22 protein-coding genes are annotated in these 18,055 nt (G+C 41.3%); 11 read left to right on the top strand and 11 right to left on the bottom strand.

What is annotated here, in order from left to right; genetic code table 11:
* Positions 1-145 precede the first annotated feature (145 nt).
* Positions 146-913, top strand: coding sequence for an outer membrane protein assembly factor BamD (locus ABWV72_RS14545; RefSeq protein ID WP_216050058.1), 768 nt, complete (start codon positions 146-148; stop codon positions 911-913).
* A 95-nt stretch (positions 914-1,008) separates the two neighbouring features.
* Here ABWV72_RS14545 and ABWV72_RS14540 read toward each other — a convergent pair whose 3' ends face one another.
* The 3 genes from ABWV72_RS14540 to ABWV72_RS14530 are packed head-to-tail and all read right to left on the bottom strand — an operon-like array spanning position 1,009 to position 2,925.
* The gene (locus tag ABWV72_RS14540; protein WP_353371396.1) at positions 1,009-1,680 is read right to left on the bottom strand and encodes a ChrR family anti-sigma-E factor; all 672 of its coding nucleotides are present in this window, start codon (positions 1,678-1,680) and stop codon (positions 1,009-1,011) included.
* Positions 1,673-2,287, bottom strand: a complete 615-nt coding sequence (locus ABWV72_RS14535; protein WP_216050056.1) for a sigma-70 family RNA polymerase sigma factor — start codon at positions 2,285-2,287, stop codon at positions 1,673-1,675. The genes ABWV72_RS14540 and ABWV72_RS14535 overlap by 8 nt, the downstream gene beginning before the upstream one ends.
* 56 nt (positions 2,288-2,343) lie before the next feature.
* Positions 2,344-2,925 (bottom strand): LON peptidase substrate-binding domain-containing protein, encoded by a 582-nt coding sequence (locus ABWV72_RS14530; protein WP_216050055.1) that lies wholly within the window; start codon positions 2,923-2,925, stop codon positions 2,344-2,346.
* A gap of 182 nt (positions 2,926-3,107) precedes the next feature.
* On the opposite strand from ABWV72_RS14530, the gene ABWV72_RS14525 reads away from it, so the two are divergent.
* The 7 genes from ABWV72_RS14525 to ABWV72_RS14495 are packed head-to-tail and all read left to right on the top strand — an operon-like array spanning position 3,108 to position 8,588.
* Positions 3,108-3,530 (top strand): nuclear transport factor 2 family protein, encoded by a 423-nt coding sequence (locus tag ABWV72_RS14525; RefSeq protein ID WP_216050054.1) that lies wholly within the window; start codon positions 3,108-3,110, stop codon positions 3,528-3,530.
* Positions 3,527-4,255, top strand: a complete 729-nt coding sequence (locus ABWV72_RS14520) for an SDR family NAD(P)-dependent oxidoreductase (RefSeq protein ID WP_353371392.1) — start codon at positions 3,527-3,529, stop codon at positions 4,253-4,255. Before ABWV72_RS14525 ends, ABWV72_RS14520 begins: the two co-directional genes overlap by 4 nt.
* Positions 4,252-5,541, top strand: coding sequence for an NAD(P)/FAD-dependent oxidoreductase (locus tag ABWV72_RS14515; protein ID WP_353371390.1), 1,290 nt, complete (start codon positions 4,252-4,254; stop codon positions 5,539-5,541). The genes ABWV72_RS14520 and ABWV72_RS14515 overlap by 4 nt, the downstream gene beginning before the upstream one ends.
* The gene (locus ABWV72_RS14510) at positions 5,541-6,284 is read left to right on the top strand and encodes a DUF1365 domain-containing protein (RefSeq protein ID WP_216050051.1); all 744 of its coding nucleotides are present in this window, start codon (positions 5,541-5,543) and stop codon (positions 6,282-6,284) included. The genes ABWV72_RS14515 and ABWV72_RS14510 overlap by 1 nt, the downstream gene beginning before the upstream one ends.
* Positions 6,274-7,527, top strand: coding sequence for an SAM-dependent methyltransferase (locus ABWV72_RS14505; RefSeq protein ID WP_216050050.1), 1,254 nt, complete (start codon positions 6,274-6,276; stop codon positions 7,525-7,527). The genes ABWV72_RS14510 and ABWV72_RS14505 overlap by 11 nt, the downstream gene beginning before the upstream one ends.
* A 54-nt stretch (positions 7,528-7,581) precedes the next feature.
* Complete coding sequence (locus ABWV72_RS14500; protein ID WP_252729369.1) at positions 7,582-8,037, top strand: chalcone isomerase family protein; 456 nt, start codon at positions 7,582-7,584, stop codon at positions 8,035-8,037.
* 2 nt (positions 8,038-8,039) lie between these two features.
* Positions 8,040-8,588 carry a DUF3833 domain-containing protein gene (locus tag ABWV72_RS14495; RefSeq protein WP_342807280.1) on the top strand — a complete coding sequence of 183 codons (549 nt, stop codon included), beginning with the start codon at positions 8,040-8,042 and terminating at the stop codon, positions 8,586-8,588.
* Positions 8,589-8,614: 26 nt separating this feature from the next.
* Here the strand turns inward: ABWV72_RS14495 and ABWV72_RS14490 are convergent, their stop codons facing one another.
* Complete coding sequence (locus ABWV72_RS14490; RefSeq protein ID WP_216050048.1) at positions 8,615-9,544, bottom strand: flagellar motor protein MotB; 930 nt, start codon at positions 9,542-9,544, stop codon at positions 8,615-8,617.
* A gap of 3 nt (positions 9,545-9,547) precedes the next feature.
* Positions 9,548-10,312 (bottom strand): flagellar motor protein PomA, encoded by a 765-nt coding sequence (pomA, locus tag ABWV72_RS14485; protein ID WP_216050047.1) that lies wholly within the window; start codon positions 10,310-10,312, stop codon positions 9,548-9,550.
* Between the two features lie 313 nt (positions 10,313-10,625).
* On the opposite strand from pomA, the gene ABWV72_RS14480 reads away from it, so the two are divergent.
* From ABWV72_RS14480 to dxs, 3 genes are read left to right on the top strand one after another with little or no spacing between them, the layout of a single operon-like run.
* Positions 10,626-10,877: an exodeoxyribonuclease VII small subunit gene (locus tag ABWV72_RS14480; protein WP_216050046.1), complete on the top strand. Its 252-nt coding sequence runs from the start codon at positions 10,626-10,628 to the stop codon at positions 10,875-10,877.
* Entirely contained in the window at positions 10,874-11,767 is an 894-nt protein-coding gene (gene ispA, locus ABWV72_RS14475) for a (2E,6E)-farnesyl diphosphate synthase (RefSeq protein ID WP_216050045.1), read from the top strand. The genes ABWV72_RS14480 and ispA overlap by 4 nt, the downstream gene beginning before the upstream one ends.
* Before the next feature lie 38 nt (positions 11,768-11,805).
* Complete coding sequence (gene dxs / locus ABWV72_RS14470) at positions 11,806-13,668, top strand: 1-deoxy-D-xylulose-5-phosphate synthase (RefSeq protein ID WP_342807278.1); 1,863 nt, start codon at positions 11,806-11,808, stop codon at positions 13,666-13,668.
* A 144-nt stretch (positions 13,669-13,812) separates the two neighbouring features.
* Here dxs and ABWV72_RS14465 read toward each other — a convergent pair whose 3' ends face one another.
* The 6 genes from ABWV72_RS14465 to ABWV72_RS14440 form a co-directional block, all read right to left on the bottom strand.
* The gene (locus ABWV72_RS14465; RefSeq protein WP_303499506.1) at positions 13,813-14,301 is read right to left on the bottom strand and encodes a phosphatidylglycerophosphatase A family protein; all 489 of its coding nucleotides are present in this window, start codon (positions 14,299-14,301) and stop codon (positions 13,813-13,815) included.
* Positions 14,298-15,263 (bottom strand): thiamine-phosphate kinase, encoded by a 966-nt coding sequence (thiL, locus tag ABWV72_RS14460; RefSeq protein ID WP_216050042.1) that lies wholly within the window; start codon positions 15,261-15,263, stop codon positions 14,298-14,300. Before thiL ends, ABWV72_RS14465 begins: the two co-directional genes overlap by 4 nt.
* Position 15,264: 1 nt before the next feature.
* Positions 15,265-15,696 (bottom strand): transcription antitermination factor NusB, encoded by a 432-nt coding sequence (gene nusB / locus ABWV72_RS14455; protein WP_216050041.1) that lies wholly within the window; start codon positions 15,694-15,696, stop codon positions 15,265-15,267.
* Positions 15,697-15,699: 3 nt separating this feature from the next.
* Positions 15,700-16,173 (bottom strand): 6,7-dimethyl-8-ribityllumazine synthase, encoded by a 474-nt coding sequence (gene ribH, locus ABWV72_RS14450; protein ID WP_008845708.1) that lies wholly within the window; start codon positions 16,171-16,173, stop codon positions 15,700-15,702.
* Positions 16,174-16,238: 65 nt separating this feature from the next.
* On the bottom strand, positions 16,239-17,336 hold the full coding sequence (ribBA, locus tag ABWV72_RS14445) for a bifunctional 3,4-dihydroxy-2-butanone-4-phosphate synthase/GTP cyclohydrolase II (protein ID WP_303499510.1): 1,098 nt from the start codon (positions 17,334-17,336) through the stop codon (positions 16,239-16,241).
* A gap of 48 nt (positions 17,337-17,384) precedes the next feature.
* Positions 17,385-18,047, bottom strand: coding sequence for a riboflavin synthase (locus tag ABWV72_RS14440; protein ID WP_216050039.1), 663 nt, complete (start codon positions 18,045-18,047; stop codon positions 17,385-17,387).
* Positions 18,048-18,055 lie beyond the last annotated feature (8 nt).

Here is an 18,055-nt window from a genome sequence, read left to right as displayed (position 1 = left end):
CCAGATATCACGATTAGGTGATTTATAACAAAACGTGCATCCCATGGATCCCTAGGGTAGAATGCCTCGGATCGATGGATTACTGAAAACAAAGTTTAGCGGATTTTTTAACGCCTGCTAAATCCCTGTATAGAATAAGAGTAACATGACATTTAAAAATTCATTCTACAAACTAATCATTCTGCTTTCTGTTGCCACTATGTATGGCTGTTCTTCTTCACCTGATGATGAAGATATTTTAATTGGGAACAGAAGCGAAAGTGCGCTGTATGATCAAGCAAAAGAAAGTATGTCGCAAGGTAATTTCAACGTTGCGACGGAAATATTAAGTACACTTGATTCTCGTTTCCCTTTTGGACCACATTCACACCAAGTGCAATTAGATCTGATTTACTCTTATTATAAAGTAGGTAAAACAGATGAAGCTATTGCCACTATTGATAGATTTGTGCGACTCAATCCTAATCACTCAGATGTGGATTATGCACTATATATGCGTGGTTTAACTAATTTAGATGCTGATAAAAACCTTTTCCAAGAACTGGTTGGCATTGATCGCTCAGATCGAGACCCGAGCCGTTCACGAGAAGCATTTTCTGATTTTCGCCGTTTAATTAATAAATTTCCCGATAGTAAATACGCTGCTGATGCTAAAAAGCGCATGGTGTTTATTAAAAATCGTTTAGCCAAGTATGAAATCGCCGTTGCACGTTTTTATATGCGCAGAGAAGCTTATGTTGCTGCTGCAAATCGTGGCAGATACGTGCTTGAATACTTCCCTGATTCTAGTGAAATTCAAAATGCATTAGAGATAATGGTTGAATGTTATGACCAACTGGAACTTGAAGAATTAAAAAATAATGCGTTAAAAACCTTGAGACTCAATTATCCAGACAGTCGCTACGTTAGCTAATAGATAAATCTAACGTACTAATTAATTTAAATCATTAAAAAACGCGCTGACAATAATTGCCAGCGCGTTTTTTTTATGGATTGTTAGGATTATACCTAGAAAAACAAGTGACTAAAGGGATTAAGCAAACGTGCGATACCAGATGTGAAGTGCAAGGGCGCATCAACAATGGTAAACACCAAACAGCCTTCACTGGCTTCAGAATATGGCGCGTGAGTATTTTCGCTATTCATCAGAATAAAGTCACCCGTATCATAATGTGAAATACCGTCACTAAACTCACCATCAATCACCAAGGTCAGTTCTGTTCCTCTGTGAGTGTGTTCCGGCACCCGCCCCTGTTTTTGCATAAAAATAAAATTAGCTTTACCTATGGGACCTAAATCAACGGGAGCTTGCCAAAGGTTTCCCAATAGATGTGACCAATTACCGGTCTTTTCAACATAGCGTTTCAAAGCTCTGGGGACAGAAAATTTGCGACCATCTAATTCTATCTGATGGGATTGAGAGATATTGCTCGGCCCCTCAGCAGCGGGTAAACAGGTAATTTCAGCTAACATAGATGCAAAATCAGTGGGTTGTTCAGCCATTCTATCAAAAGGTTGCTCAACAAGTATTTTCGCAGATGCACTTTCTAACTGAGAAATTTGCCTTTTACATTGTGGGCACATGTCAGCATGGGCGGAAATCACCAGCGACAACGCTGGAGCACTTAAGCCTTGAGCAAAATCGCTCAACTGCTGCTGAGTTGGGTGGAAATTAATCATCGTCTTTAATCAACTCTTTCAATCGTTGTAACGCCAACCTTGTACGAGACTTCACAGTCCCCAAAGGAATATCTAGCTGTGAAGCAACCTCTTGTTGAGATTTGCCCTCAATATAAATGGCTTCAATAACCACTTTCTGCTTTTCTGGAAGAGATTCGAACATGGTATTTATTTGTTGCATGGTCATTTGCTGTTCCAGCGAAACCTCGTTGACATCCGCTGTATGCTCGCACAACACTGGCCACAAGTCGTCTGAACAGATGTCTTCCTTGCGGTTTTGTTGTTTGCGCAACATGTCAAATCGTAGATTTCTAGCTATAGTAAAAATCCATGTCGAAGGGGAACCTTTTTCAGCATTGAATAAATGCGCTTTTTGCCAAACATTAGACATAGTGTCTTGCACTAACTCCATCGCCAGCGCTTCGTTTCCTGTTTGTTTCAAGCAATAAGATCTAAGCCTAGGTGCGAAGTAATTAAATACTTCAGCGAACGAACGCTTACAGCGCATTTCAGCCACTGTAACCAAGTGCTCAGACATTTCTTTAGCACATTCTTTAGGTGTGGGTATATTTGCATTTTTCGACTGCAATGGAATTCCGACCAGCATGCGTACTTTCCTGAAATCAAATTATTTCAATTTATACGCATTCAAATAGATAAGGATCACTTTACCAGTTGTGATAAAAATTCCAAGGCTGCTAGACAATCTTTCTGCTGTAAAAAGGTTTGTTTCTGATCTGCATCGACAGGGAGAAGTTCTAACCAGCGATAAACCACCCAAACCGGATCGTCGAATTTGGGGTTAGGGTAAAGCGCTTGAACTTCTGGGTATTTATCGAAAATTTCTTTTAATTTTAAATCTACATCGATATTTCGAGTTTCAACTGCCGAAGATGTCCAGTTTTCTTGCCAGCGGCACTGTCCGATTCTGAGATCGTCCTTTGCCGTCTCAACTGATTCTATACATACACAAGAATGGCCCTTGACAGTGATACCCAGCAAGCCATCTTCCAATAAATCAAAGTCTTCAACTGTGACATAAGTCCCAATTGGATACATATGTTGGTTTGATGTTTTGTCACCCATTGAATTGAGCATACTAATAACGAAGCCAGATTGTTCAGCACAAGCCTCTTTTACCATTCGAATATATCTGGGTTCAAAAATACGTAATGACATTACGCCACCTGGCAATATATGTGCAGACAATGGAAACAATGGAGAAGTAAAGGTTTCAGAAGCCAATTTGCTGTTCCTAATTATTCATCACTAACATCTACGCTAGGCAAAGCAAATTAGATCCAAATAATCTGAAATTTCATCGTTCACCGAAGTTCACCACAAACTAGACTATTTTTAGTCTAAATATGATCCCAATGAAACTGGGTCGAGTAAACCTAACTATGAGCTAACAGAAAGTATTGATCATGAGTGTATTGAAAAAGTTCGAAAATTTTTACCGAAACTTGTCGTTGCAATCAATTGCTCACTTGGGCGATGTATATGCTCCCGAAGCAACTTTGATAGACCCGCTTAGCCAACATCAAGGGCTTAAATGTATAAAAGATTACTTTGAAAATTTACTTACTAACACATCAAAATGTGACTGTTTGATTCAACATATCACTGAGGTTGAGGGTGATATTTTCGTAACCTGGAAAATGAGAATAGTGCACCCCCAGCTAAATTCGGGGAAAGAATTTGAAGTTGACGGTATTAGTCACTTAAAAAGCGCTAACGATAAGATTGTATTCCACCGAGATTATTACGACTTGGGAGAGATGATTTATGAGCAAGTCCCGCTGCTAAAACATATTATCAGGGCACTTAAACGAAGGTTAGTCTCATGAAAACAATTTTAATCACAGGCGCAACATCTGGCATTGGTAAAGCGCTCACGCTTTTGTGTGCACAAAAAAATTACAAGGTAATTGCTTGCGGACGAAATCAAGACGCGTTAGAAGCGCTGGCGAAATACGACAATATATCGACACTCAAATTCGATATAGCGAATCAACAGCAAGTTGCTGACGCTTTGCAAAACGTGTATCCAGATATCGCGGTGCTAAACGCAGGTGTGTGCGAATATGTCGATATAGATTGCTTTGAAGTGGCATTGTTTAAACGGGTGTTTGACGTCAATTTCATGGGTGTCGTAAATTGCACTGCTTCACTAATCAAAGCGAGCAGTCCACCACAGCAAATAGTGATTGTGGATAGTTTAGCGAGATTGCTGCCCTTCACTCGCAGTCAAGCATATGGTGCCAGTAAAGCAGCCTTACACTACTTCAGTAAGAGTATGCAAGTTGACCTAGCTCCCAAAAACATCCTCATTCAGAGCGCTTCTCCAGGCTTTGTAGAAACACCATTAACGGATAAAAATGATTTCGAAATGCCAATGAAAATTAGCGTCAATGAGGCTGCTGATGCCTTATTAGTGGGAATTGAACAGCGCCATTCAAGCATTTATTTCCCCAAAAAATTAAGTTTTATCTTACGTTTTTTAAATCTTTTTCCTGCATGGGCGAAATTTAAAATAAGCAGCAAAATGAAGAATACTCAGGATACTGAATGAAAAAGCGAATCGCGATTATTGGAAGCGGCATTTCTGGCATGACATGTGGCCATTTACTCCATGAAAAGTTCGACATTACCGTGTTCGAAGCCAATAACTACATTGGCGGCCACACCGCCACTGTAGATGTTGATGTAGCCGGAAAAAGTTACGCCATAGACACTGGGTTTATAGTCTACAACGATTGGACTTATCCTAACTTTATTAAGCTACTTGCAAAAATCGGGGTGGCAGGTCAACCCACAGAAATGAGTTTCAGTGTGAAAAACCTGAGTGAAAACTTAGAATACAACGGCAATACAATTAATAGTCTATTCGCCCAACGAAGAAATATTCTTCGTCCTAAATTTCACCGAATTGTCCGCGACATATTGCGCTTCAATAAATTATGTAAACAACTTTTTAGTGAACAAACGCCCGAACAAATTGGCGATATCACTCTGGGCGAGTTTTTAATTCAACATAAATTTAGCGAAGATTTTAATCACAACTATATTTTACCTATGTGCGCTGCGATTTGGTCAGCAACGTTGCAAGATATTAAAGGCTTTCAGCTCGCGTTCTTTTTACAATTTTTCAATAACCATGGGTTATTAAATATCACTGACAGACCACAATGGTACACCATCATTGGTGGCTCCAGAGAATATATAAATCCATTAACAGAAGGTTTCAGGGACAAAATTCTATTGAACAGTCCTATTAGTCAAGTGGAATATGTAGATGGCAAATATCGTATTACATTGGCGGCAGTCGATGGGGATCTAAGTAACAGCAACTTTGAATTCGATGAAGTGATATTTGCCTGTCATAGTGATCAGGCGCTAAAAATGATTAAAAACCCTTCTGTTGCACAACAAGATATTTTATCGGCTATGCCCTACAGTCCCAATGAAGTGGTATTGCACACTGATACCTCTGTATTGCCGAAGCGCAGATTGGCTTGGGCGAGTTGGAATTATTTACTCAAAGGTGGTCCTGACGAGGAACAAGAACCAACATCACTCACTTACAACATGAATATTTTACAACGCCTAGAGTCGGAACATACTTTTTGCGTGACACTGAATAATAGTGAGCATATCGCCCCTGATAAAATTTTAAAACAGTTCGAATACCATCATCCTCAATTTAGTTTGCAAAGCGCCAAGGCACAATCCCGAAGATCTGAGATTTGTGGCGTGGCGGGCATGCATTTTTGCGGTGCTTATTGGTATAACGGTTTTCATGAAGACGGCGTGCGCAGTGCTTTAGATGTGTGTAGTCGATTTGGGGCTGAACTCTAATGGACAGTGCGCTATATATTGGCAACGTTTTTCATGCGCGACACCTTCCGAAAAAGCATGCCTTTAACTATAAAATATTTATGTTTTGGCTCAACTTAGATGAAATAGACGAGCTTTGCGAAAACGTAAAAGGCTTTTCTACCAATCGTTTTTCAGTGGTTAGGTTTAAGCGTTCAGATTTTTTAGGTAATCCACAAGATGATTTAAAGTCATCGGTGATACAACGTATGTCTGAATTAGCGCAAAAGCCACTGTCTGGAAAGGTATTTTTGTTAGGCCAACTGCGTATGTTTGGCTTGTATTTTAGCCCAGTCAATTTTTATTATTTACAACAACCAGATGGCACATTTAGTCATCTACTTGCTGAGGTGAGCAATACACCTTGGAACGAAAGACATCACTATTTGGTTGATTTAGCGGTCCAACAAGACTGTGACAAAGAATTTCATGTTTCTCCATTTAATCCCTTAGATATGCAGTATAAATGGAACGTTAAGCAACCTAGCAAAAGACTCACATTGTCACTTAGCTGCTTTAAAGAGCAGAAGCACTTTCAAGCAAATCTCAATCTTGTTCGTGAACCATTGAACTCAAAACACCTTTTACGCGTACTACTAAATATCCCAAGTATGACAATAAAAACCGTTGTCGGTATTTATTGGCAAGCATTGAAATTGTTTGTTAAAGGTGTGCCTTTTTATGGTCATCCTGGCAATAAGGAAAAAAAAGCAGATGTTAAATAGTGAAAACACCCTGACTCAGACTGAAACGTTATCCACCACAGATCGAATTTGCAGAAATATTTTGCTCAAAATTTTCAGTCAGATACCTGAAGGTATGATGACCATAAAAGAACACGGAGTCTTAGTTGACAGGTTTGGCGATGCAAATTCAGATCTTCACGCCGAAATTAACTTTCTCGACTTAAAAGCATACAAAAAATTACTATTTGGAGGTAGCGTCGCTTCGGGTGAAACCTACACGGATAATTTGTGGGAAACGCCAAATTTGACCGATGTGATTCGAATCTTCGCGCGCAATTTGCCTATGCTGGATGCTTGGGAAGCAAAAATGAGATGGATAGCCACTCCACTTCGTCAGATTAGTCATTTAAAAAATAAAAACTCTAAACATCAAGCCAAAAAGAATATCTCAGCACATTATGATTTAGGGAATAGGCTTTATACCCAGTTTTTAGATAACAGTATGATGTATTCCGCGGCTATTTATCCAACCCAAGATATTAGCTTGGAACAAGCCCAACAACTTAAACTCAAAGCGATTTGTGACAAATTGCAACTCAATGAAAATGATCACCTTTTGGAAATCGGTACGGGCTGGGGTGGTTTGGCCATATTTGCAGCTAAACATTACGGTTGCAAAGTCACTACAACAACTATTTCTGATGAACAATTTGATTATGCGCAACAATGGGTAGCTAAGGAAAATCTGACAAGTCGTATCACTTTGCTAAAGCAAGACTACCGAGTGTTAACAGGTCAGTACGATAAACTGGTTTCCATAGAGATGATTGAAGCGGTGGGCAAAGAGTACTTGCCTAATTTCTTTGAAAAGTGTTCTTCACTACTAAAAAAAGATGGTTTGATGCTGCTGCAATCCATCACCATAGATGATCGTCGTTACGAAAGTTACAGTAAAGACGTGGACTTTATTCAAAAACATATATTTCCGGGAGGATTTCTACCTTCTCAATATGAGCTAAACCGGCACTTAAAACTATACAGCGACATGATGATCCGCGATTCACATGATATCGGACTAGATTATGCAAAAACCATCAATCACTGGCATCAGCGCTTCTTAGACAAACGTGAAGTGCTCGCTAAAGAAGGATATGACGAAAGGTTTATGCGAATGTGGCGTTATTATTTTAGTTATTGTGAAGGAGGATTTTTAGAACGCACCATTTCAACAGTGCAGTTAGTGCTAAGTAAGCCGTCTTTCATCGGACAAGTAATCAGATAGCCGATGTTAAAAACTTTGGGATTTTTTTTCATATTGATGGTGAGCAGTAACACAATGAATATAGTAATGGCTAATCCAATAACAGGACTGACGAAAGTCGGTTCTGCCAAACTAGAGGTATTCTTTTTCGATATTTATTTCTCAACTCTTTATAGCAAGAATGGAGAATATGCTGCTGATAACCTGCCATTGGCACTGCAAATAAAATACTTACGTGCAATAAAAAGTGAAGACTTATTGGAGCGCACAGAACAGGAATGGCAAAAACTAGGTTATTCCTCGCAGAATATTCGAAATTGGCTGGATGAGCTTGATTCAATTTGGCCGAATATCAAAAAAAATGACGTACTGACCTTGAAGGTCAATGCGAATGGTCACAGCCAATTCTTTTTTAATGATGATCTCATTGGAGTGATACAAGACCCCAAATTTGGACCGAGTTTTCTGGCCATATGGCTCGACGAAAACTGCAGTTACCCCAAACTTCGTAAACAACTGATTGGAGGTTAACGATGAACTTTATTCAATACACAGCGGTTTGCGCTGCAATGGTCGGTTTATCTGGGTGTTCATCCTCGGTCGATGATTATCAAGGAACCACACCAGAATTTAAACTAAAAGAGTATTTTTCAGGCAATGTAACCGCGTGGGGAATTGTGCAAGATATCAATAACAAAACGACTCGTCGTTTTTGTGTTGACATCATTGGCACTTGGCAAGGTGATAGCGGAAAATTACACGAAACGTTTTACTATGCAGATGGCGAAACGCAAATCAGACAGTGGCAACTTAATATTCAGCAAGACGGCACTGTCACAGGGTCTGCAGGTGATGTAATTGGCCAAGCAAGTGGCGAAGCTAATGGTATGAGTTTCAATTGGCACTATACACTCAGAGTGCCTGTAGATGATTCAGAGTTTGATCTGAAAGTAGATGATTGGATGTACATGTTGGATGAAAAGCGCATGATGAATCGTTCGTATATGAGTAAATTAGGTATCGGAGTGGCAGAAATTTCCATCTTCTTTGATAAAACTGAGCCGCTTAGGAAATGCCAATAACCTAGGGAGTTAGGTTAGCATCACCCTTAAGGCTCGATAACCGAAATGGGTTTTGAATACATAGGTTTACCTTGGTTAATAGCAATTTCTACGCGGCGATTACGACCTCTGTCTCCAGCGTTTTCATTGGTCGACAATGGCGCGGTATCCGCCTTCCCTACCACCAACATGCGTTGCTCATCAAAACCGTCAGCTTTTCTAATTTCTTCTGCTACAGCAACCGCCCTTTGTGCGGATAAATCCCAGTTAGAGCGATATAACTCATTGGATATTTGCTGACTGTCACTGTGGCCAGAAATCTCTATCTCACCTGGAACATCTGCAAGTAATTCACCAATCGTCTTCAAAATGGGACGAAATTGGGGTTGTAGAAAGGCAGATCCCGCGGAAAACGATCCATTCTCACGGATCCTTATGATAATTTGCTGGCCTAAAGATTCCATTTCAATAGAACCATCTAATATTTGTTTTTGTAATTGTTGAGCGACTTTTTTCATCAACTCGTTAGTTTGTTCTTGACTAGATTGTTGTTGAGCAGAAGACGACGACTGGTCAGTAGCGGTTTGTTGTGCTGCCCCACCTCGTTGTTCACCCCGTTGTTTTTGCCGTCCGCCAGCAGAATCTTCATCGCCGGCTTGGAATTCCAACATTTCTTGGGTCATATCAACAGTTTGCTGCTGGATATTTTCGATGGGTGTGGGATCTGGTCTGCCAGGTCGAAATTCCATGGCAATAACACTGGTACCTTTAGGAATATCTTTGACTTCAATTTTATTCTGCACACCAAAAGCGAATTTCATTGAACCGGCAATTTGCTTAAATTTAAGCACATCCATTTCAGAAAAGGCCAGCAACAGCACAAAGAAACACATCAGCAGAGACATTAAGTCCGCAAAAGTCCCCATCCACGCAGGGAGTCCTTCAGGAGGACATTTTGGGCATTCTTGCTCTGCCATTGACTATTCTTCCTCTGTCGCCGCACCGCGCTTATTCGCAGCAAGATAACTTTTCAATATTCCTTCGATAACTCTTGGATTTTGTCCGTCTGCGATACCTATTATGCCGTCTAACACCAGGCTTTGATTAAGTTTTTCTTCGTTCGCACGGTTTAGCAATTTAACTGACATCGGCAAACAAATAACATTCGCAAAAAAAGCGCCATATAGGGTGGTTAATAGTGCCACTGCCATTGCGGGTCCAATTGCTTTTGGATCATCCATGTTAGAAAGCATAGCAACCAAGCCAATTAAAGTACCGATCATGCCCATTGCAGGAGCAACGTCTCCCATACCTTTGTAAATTGTGGCACCAAACTCGTGACGTTCAGTGGTCATCGCAATGTCTTTAGCAAGGGTATCTCTGACCACATCGACATCGTGGCCATCTACCAACATATCGACGCCTTTTTGCATGAATGCATTTTCTATTTCAGCTTCTTCAAGGGCCAAAAAGCCACCTTTTCTAGCTGCATCAGCCATTTCTACAATTTTCTGAATTAGGTCGTCAGGCGATTCAATCTTAAACATGAATGCTTTTCCGCCGATTTTACCCGCACCGAAAAACTGCCCAAGTGTGTACTGAGATAGCACCACAAACAATGTACCACCAAATACAATAAGGATAGATGGCACGTTCATAAACATACTAATGTCGCCACCCATAACCATGGCCATGACGACGAAACCGATTGCACCAAGCATACCTATAAGGGTCGCTAAATCCACATTGTCCTCCCAAGGATTCGATAAGCTAATCGAAAAAAGACCCGAATACCTTACTCTTTTTAAGGTATTTACCCGGATAAGTCACTGAATTATTCCATTTTATCGACTGTTGAAGCCGATTCTAAAGGAGTTATATCCAAGTTATAGGAAAACATAGCATATACAATTACAGTTTGGCACAAATGAACTACTAAAATTATCAAGTTTATTGCCCGCTATGTACCTAGGTGGAGTAAAATCCATTGACCAAAAATGGTGCCTCAGGTATCGTTCCCAACTTTTAAAATATTCGCTATTAAGGACACTGTACCAGATGAGTAAAGACAACGAACTAAGTGACAATTCGTTTGAAGACACAATGCAGGAATTAGAGCAACTGGTTGCAGAAATGGAACAGGGAGATATTCCTTTAGAACAAGCATTAGCTAAGTTTGAAAGGGGCATATCACTTGCTCGAAATAGCCAAAAAATGCTCAAAGCGGCTGAACAAAGAGTGCAGATTTTGATGCAACAAGATCAAGAAGATGTGCTTCAGGAGCTAGACCAACAACGGATAGATGAGTGACCGCTTTAGTTCAAAACCAAAAGCGCTTTCACCTGCGCATTGACAATTTACTCAATCAATATTTTGTCGAGCATTCGTCCCCTGCGACACGCTTAACACAAGCGATGCAATACGCATTACTCAATGGCGGAAAACGAACACGACCATTTTTGGTTTATGCTACTGGTGAAATGCTGGGTGTTTCTATAGATAAATTGGATGTGCCAGCCTTTGCAGTTGAATGTATTCATGCCTATTCGCTGATCCATGATGACTTACCTGCGATGGATGATGATGAACTGAGGCGGGGTAAGCCGACCTGTCACATTGCGTTTGATGAAGCAACTGCTATTTTGGCCGGTGACGCATTGCAAACTCTCGCCTTTGATGTACTTAGCTCAGCAGATTCTGCGATAAACAATCCAATTAAACAGTTGAAGCTGGTTAAATTGCTCTCTCAAGCTTCTGGAATTCACGGTATGTGTGCTGGGCAAGCCCTTGATTTAGCAGCCACCAATAAACCGATTTCCCAATCAGAGTTGCAACAACTGCATAATCTCAAGACAGGTGCATTGTTTAAAGTATCGGTTTCCATGGCCACAATTTTGGCCGAAGATCTTGCTCCAGAAGTGAGTCAACTGCTTGATCAATATAGTGAAGCTTTAGGCCTAGCTTTTCAGGTTCAAGACGATATTTTAGATATAATAGGTGACTCCAAGGTGATTGGTAAACCGCAAGGTTCTGATCAAGCTCAGAACAAATCCACCTACCCTTCGTTGTTGGGATTAGAAGGTGCAAAAACATATTTGCAGCAACTTCATCAACAAGCACTTCACGCATTAGACGCTTTGCCATACAATACAACGTTATTACGCGAATTTTCCGATTTTGTTGTTAATCGACGTTTTTAGACTCGCAAGCCACAAACATAAATAATACTAGGCAAAACATGACACTTGATTTAGCTCACTATCCTATCTTGGCAAAGGCCAATACGCCTGAAGATTTGCGTAAACTTCCACAAGAACAATTAAGACAGTGTGCAGATGAATTGCGTCAATACCTTTTGTCGTGCGTCAGTAAAAGTAGTGGGCATTTCGCTTCTGGACTAGGCACTGTTGAGCTAACGGTCGCACTTCATTATGTTTATAACACACCTTTTGATCGCCTCATCTGGGATGTGGGTCATCAGGCTTATCCCCATAAAATTCTGACAGGTCGTCGAGAACTAATGACGACCATTCGTCAAAAAGATGGCCTACATCCGTTTCCTTGGCCGTTAGAAAGCGAATACGATACCTTTGCTGTAGGTCACTCTTCAACGTCAATAAGCGCAGCCCTGGGCATGGCTGTGGCTGCTGAAAAAGAAGGTAAAGATCGTAAGGTAGTCGCGGTAATTGGTGATGGCGCTATGACCGCAGGTATGGCCTTTGAAGCTCTAAACCATGGCGGAGACATCAATAAAGATGTGTTGGTTATTCTGAACGATAACGAAATGTCGATTTCAGAAAATGTTGGCGCACTCAATAGTCATTTAGCGCGCCTGTTAACGGGAAACTTCTTCAATTCGATTCGCGATGGCGGCAAAAAATTATTAAGCAATGTACCGCCTATAAAAGAATTTGCCAGTCGAGCAGAAGAACATATAAAAGGTATGGTGGTTCCAGGCACCATATTTGAAGAGCTTGGATTTAATTATATCGGTCCTATCGACGGCCACGATGTGAAAGGGGTTGTTGAAACCTTACGTAACATGCGAAATATTAAAGGCCCACAAATTCTTCATGTGGTAACCAAAAAAGGCAAAGGATTTGAGTTAGCGGAAAAAGATCCGATTAAATTTCATGCCGTGCCTAAGTTCAACCCTGCAGACAATGGCTTACCAAAATCAGCTCCCAGTGGTCCTACTTTTTCAAACGTATTTGGCGAATGGTTATGTGATATGGCCGCTTTGGACTCAAAATTGATGGCCATCACTCCGGCAATGCGTGAAGGCTCGGGTATGGTCAAATTCTCTCAAGAATTTCCAGAACAGTACTTTGATGTGGCCATTGCCGAACAACATTCAGTGACCTTCGCAGCAGGTTTAGCCAAAGAAGGTCTCAATCCAGTTGTAGCAATTTATTCAACATTCTTACAACGAGCTTATGATCAGTTAATTCATGACGTAGCATTGCAAAACCTTCCGGTGCTTTTTGCCGTAGACCGCGCTGGTTTGGTCGGTGCCGATGGTCCAACCCATCAGGGCGCTTTTGATATCCCCTTTATGCGCTGTATTCCGAACTTAATTATTATGGCCCCTTCTGACGAGAACGAGTGCCGTCAAATGCTGTACACCGGCCACAAACTAAATCAACCCGCGGCGGTACGTTATCCGCGAGGTACTGGGGTTGGTGCTAAAATTGAAAAAACCATGAGCGAAATTAAAATTGGTCAATCGCGGACGCTCAGACATGGTAATAAAGTAGCTATTTTGAATTTCGGTACCTTGCTGCCCTATGCTATTGAAGCGGCGGAAGAATTAGGAGCGACTATGGTAGATATGCGCTTTGTAAAACCTTTGGATAGCAACATAATCGATTCATTAGCCAAGGATTTTGAGCTATTTGTAAGCCTTGAAGATGGCGCAATTACGGGTGGTGCAGGCAGTGCAGTGGCAGAATATTTACTCAGTCAAAAGTACACGAGCAAGTTACTGCAAATAGGCTTACCTGATGAGTTCATCATGCAAGGAACGCAACAAGAGATGTATAAAGAGTTGCAGTTAGACGGTGCTGGTATTGTTGCCAAAGTAAGAGAATTTTTAGACTAATCACTGACTTTTAACTGGCTATTTAATTAGCCAGTCATTTGATATTGCTAGGGTCTTATAAGCTAAGTGACAGTGGCGGCAAAGATTCAGATAAATTTATAGAAGCTGGAAATAGTGGAAGAACAAGACGTTAAAAGTAACGAGCTATAGAACCCCGAAGTGCAGTAACAAATGTAGACTAGCAAAAGCAGCGATTCCCGCCAACACATCGTCGGCCATAATACCAAAACCACCGTGAACATGTTTATCTAAGTAGCTTATTGGCCATGGTTTGAGAATATCGAAAACACGGAACAATACAAACCCCACCAGCATAGTCTGCCAGCTCAAAGGCACCGCAATCATAGTAATCATCATGCCTGCCACTTCATCCCAAACGATAGATGAATCATCGTGTACACCCATATCATCGGCAGTTTTGCCGCAAATCCAGATACCGGCAACACTGGCTATCAGACATAGAAATAGATAAACATTCAAGGAGACGGTTTCTAGCAGCAAGCAAACAAGTGGTACAGCAGCAAGGGTACCAAATGTTCCAGGCATTTTAGAGGCAAGGCCTGACCCTGCTCCTAAAGCCAAAAAATGTGCTGGGTTACTCAGCGTAACTCGGCTTCGTTGTTCAGCGTTCAAACGCTAAAGTGCTCAAAACATGCACCCTGTTGCTCATAAGGCTCATCATCAAAAACCAATTCAAGCTTTCGTTTTACGCCGGTAAGTTGACCAATGCAAGTTGCATTAATATTTGCGTTAGCCAAAGCAGTTTCTAAATTGCCCTTTTGTTCTTCATTAACAGTAAACAAAAGCTCATAGTCATCACCTGAACTGAGTGCATATTGGATTGCTTGCTCTAAATCGACCGTTTCTTTGAGGGCCACTGATAAGGGAAGATTTTTCACGTGGATTTTAGCACCACATTCAGATGCATTAAGAATATGTTGCAGGTCTTGCACTAGGCCGTCAGATATATCAATACAAGAGCTTGCCGTGCGTCGTAACGCCGTTCCAGCCAGCAATCTTGGTGCAGGATAATTCAGTCGGTTTAAAAGGTAATTAGCAGCAAGTTCAGAACTATCGAGTTTGCCCAATTTAATATCTAGTCCGGCTCCTGCATCACCTATGGTGCCAGTAACATATACTAAGTCGCCAGGTTTAGCAGTGCTGCGCATTAACGCATGTTCATTCGGAACAAAGCCTTGAGCTGTAATGGTAATTGCCAATGGACCTTGTACAGTATCACCGCCAATTAATTGTATTGAGTAATATTTAGATACTTCAAATAGGGATTGTGAAAAAGCCTCTAACCAAGCTTCGTCTATATTAGGGAGAGATAGGGACAAACTAAACCAAGCTGGTTCCGCCCCCATAGCCGCCAGATCACTTAAATTAACCGCCAATGCTTTATGCGCAATCGCTTCAGGTGGCGTATCCACGGGAAAGTGCACGCCACTAATTAATGTATCAGTGGTGATGGCAAGGTTAAGGCCTTCAGGCACACGAGTGATTGCACAATCATCCCCAATGCCCTGAATTACGTCTTTACGCGACTCTCGCTCTTGTTTAAAAAAGCGATCAATAATATCAAATTCTTTCACGTTACTCTTTTGAAGATAATTCGTGTTTTCTGAGGGTTTTAATTGCTTTATCAAGCACACCGTTTACAAACTTATGGCTTTCGTCCGCACCGAAAGATTTCGCCAATTCGATAGCTTCGTTTATCACTACCTTGTAAGGGACATCAATACGTGCGGTAAGTTCATAGGTTGCAATGCGCAGAATAGCTTTTTCCACCACATCAAGTTCTTCTGGTAAACGCCCAAGGTATGGTTTGATCGTTTTATCAAGGTTTTCACTATCTTTGACAACATTTCGCAACAATTCTTGGAAATAAGCCATATCGACTTTTTCCATATTTGTGCTTGTGGCAATTCCCAGTTCGATTTGCTCCACTGGGTTTTTGCTCATTTGCCAAGAGTAAACGGCTTGTACCGCAAGCTCTCTTGCTTTTCTACGTGCAGATGGCTTCACGGATTATGCCTCTTCAATTTGCGCGATGACATTTACCATTTCCAGTGCACCCATGGCCGCATCAGCGCCCTTGTTACCTGCTTTGGTGCCTGAACGTTCGATTGCTTGTTCAATGCTGTCAGTAGTGATTACACCGAAAGAAACCGGTATGCCGTATTCCAATGAAACCTGTGCTAGACCTTTATTACATTCGCCAGCAACAAAATCAAAATGGGGGGTACCGCCACGGATAACAGCACCTAAGGCAATAATAGCATCGTATTTTTTTTGCTCAGCTAATTTTTTAGCTACGATGGGAAGCTCATAAGCACCGGGAACTCGAACCAAAGTAATGTCTTGATCACTCACTTCACCCACACGTTCTAGAGTGTCTAATGCCCCGTCAACTAAGCTCTCAACAACAAAACTGTTAAACCGAGATACAACCAGCGCAAACTTTTTGCCGGTTGCGCGAACATTACCTTCAATGATATTCATGTTTGTGAAGCCCTGTAAGAAAAACGGCGCGGATTATAGCACAACGCCATGGAAACCCAAATGGATTAATATACGTAATCTACAACTTCTAGACCAAAACCCGATAAGGCGTGATATTTCTTAGGTTTGCTTAGCAAACGCATCTTACGCACCCCTAGGGTAGCGAGAATTTGACTTCCCACTCCAACGGTTCGTGAAGTGCCTTGATATTTAGCTGCAGCCGCACTTCTGCCTTGATCTTCGGCTTCAAATTGTTTTACCTGCGCAATCAGATCTTCTTGCTTACCCAATAGCACCAAAACGCCTCCTTCATCGGCGATTTTTTGCATCGCCTCGTGCAACCCCATGCTGCGCTGGGCAGAGCGTTCAGATGCAAATAAATCGTTAAACGTATTATGTAAGTGCACTCTAACCAAGGTAGGATTGTCACTGTCGATTTTGCCTTTACATAAAGCAAAATGCACTTGGTCATCAATGACATCTTTAAAGGTATGTAAATCAAACTCGCCGTAGCGAGTGGGCAATTTGCAACTAGCGACTTGTTCTATGGTCGTTTCATTGAGGTTTCTATATTCGATTAAATCGGCAATGGTACCCATTTTCAAATTATGCTTTTCAGCAAATAATTCTAGTTCAGGTCTTCGTGCCATAGTGCCATCTTCATTTAAGATTTCGACGATAACCGAAGCAGGTTCTGCACCAGCTAATCTTGCTAAGTCTACTCCTGCTTCAGTGTGGCCCGCTCTATTGAGTACACCACCCTCTTTGGCAATTAACGGAAAAATATGGCCAGGCTGAACAATATCTTCTGCTTTTGCATTTTTGTTGACGGCAGCCAAAATAGTTTGCGCTCGATCCGCCGCAGAAATCCCAGTAGTAACTCCCTTAGCGGCTTCAATTGAAACGGTGAAATTAGTAGAAAATTGGGCACTATTGTTATCGACCATTAATGGTAAATTCAAATGCTGACAGCGTTCTGCTGTCATTGGCAAACACACCAAGCCTCGAGCATGGGTGACCATAAAATTGATAGCCTCAGGAGTCGCATATTCTGCGGCCATAATCAGATCGCCTTCATTTTCACGATCTTCATCATCCATCAGAATCACCATTTTGCCCTGTTTGATGTCTTCGATTATTTCTTCGATGCTATGTAATGCCATTGTGTAGGGTACTCTGTATTTTGTGTATTTTAATAGATTAAATTTGGTTTACTTCAAATAGCCGTTTTCAGCCAAAAATTGCAGATCTATGCCTGATTTATTCTGACTGTGTGCGGCTTTATCACCTAATATCAAACGCTCCAGATAGCGAGCAATCAAGTCCACTTCTAGATTAACTAAACTTCCAACTTGGTAATTACCGATAATTGTTTCTTGTAAGGTATGTGGAATTAACGTGAGCATAAACTTAGCTCCATCCACATCATTGACAGTTAAGCTAACACCATCAATTGTAATGGAGCCTTTTTCAGATATGTATTTAGCTAATTCATCGGGTGCTTGAATCCAGATTTCTAACCAACGGTCAATCGGATTAATGGCCACGATTTTTCCCACACCATCCACATGACCACTGACAATATGGCCGCCAAAGCGAGAGCTTGCCTGCATGGCTTTCTCAAGGTTTACTTTGTCGCCCACAGTGTAGTTAGCAAAACCAGAACGTTTGATGGTTTCAGGAGAGACATCAACGCTGTAATGTTTATCTGAAAAATCCACAACGGTTAAACACACACCATTGGTGGCGATACTGTCACCTAATGCCACGTCTGACATATCTAACTTATTCACTGCAACGGTAAGGCGAATATCATCACCCTTGGGTTGCAATTTTGCGATATGACCTACATCTTCTATTATTCCAGTAAACATTTTGTCAT

Source organism: Aliiglaciecola sp. NS0011-25, assembly GCF_040370605.1.
Classification (GTDB): Bacteria; Pseudomonadota; Gammaproteobacteria; order Enterobacterales; family Alteromonadaceae; genus Aliiglaciecola; species Aliiglaciecola lipolytica_A.
This window is presented reverse-complemented; position numbering and strand designations above follow the sequence as displayed.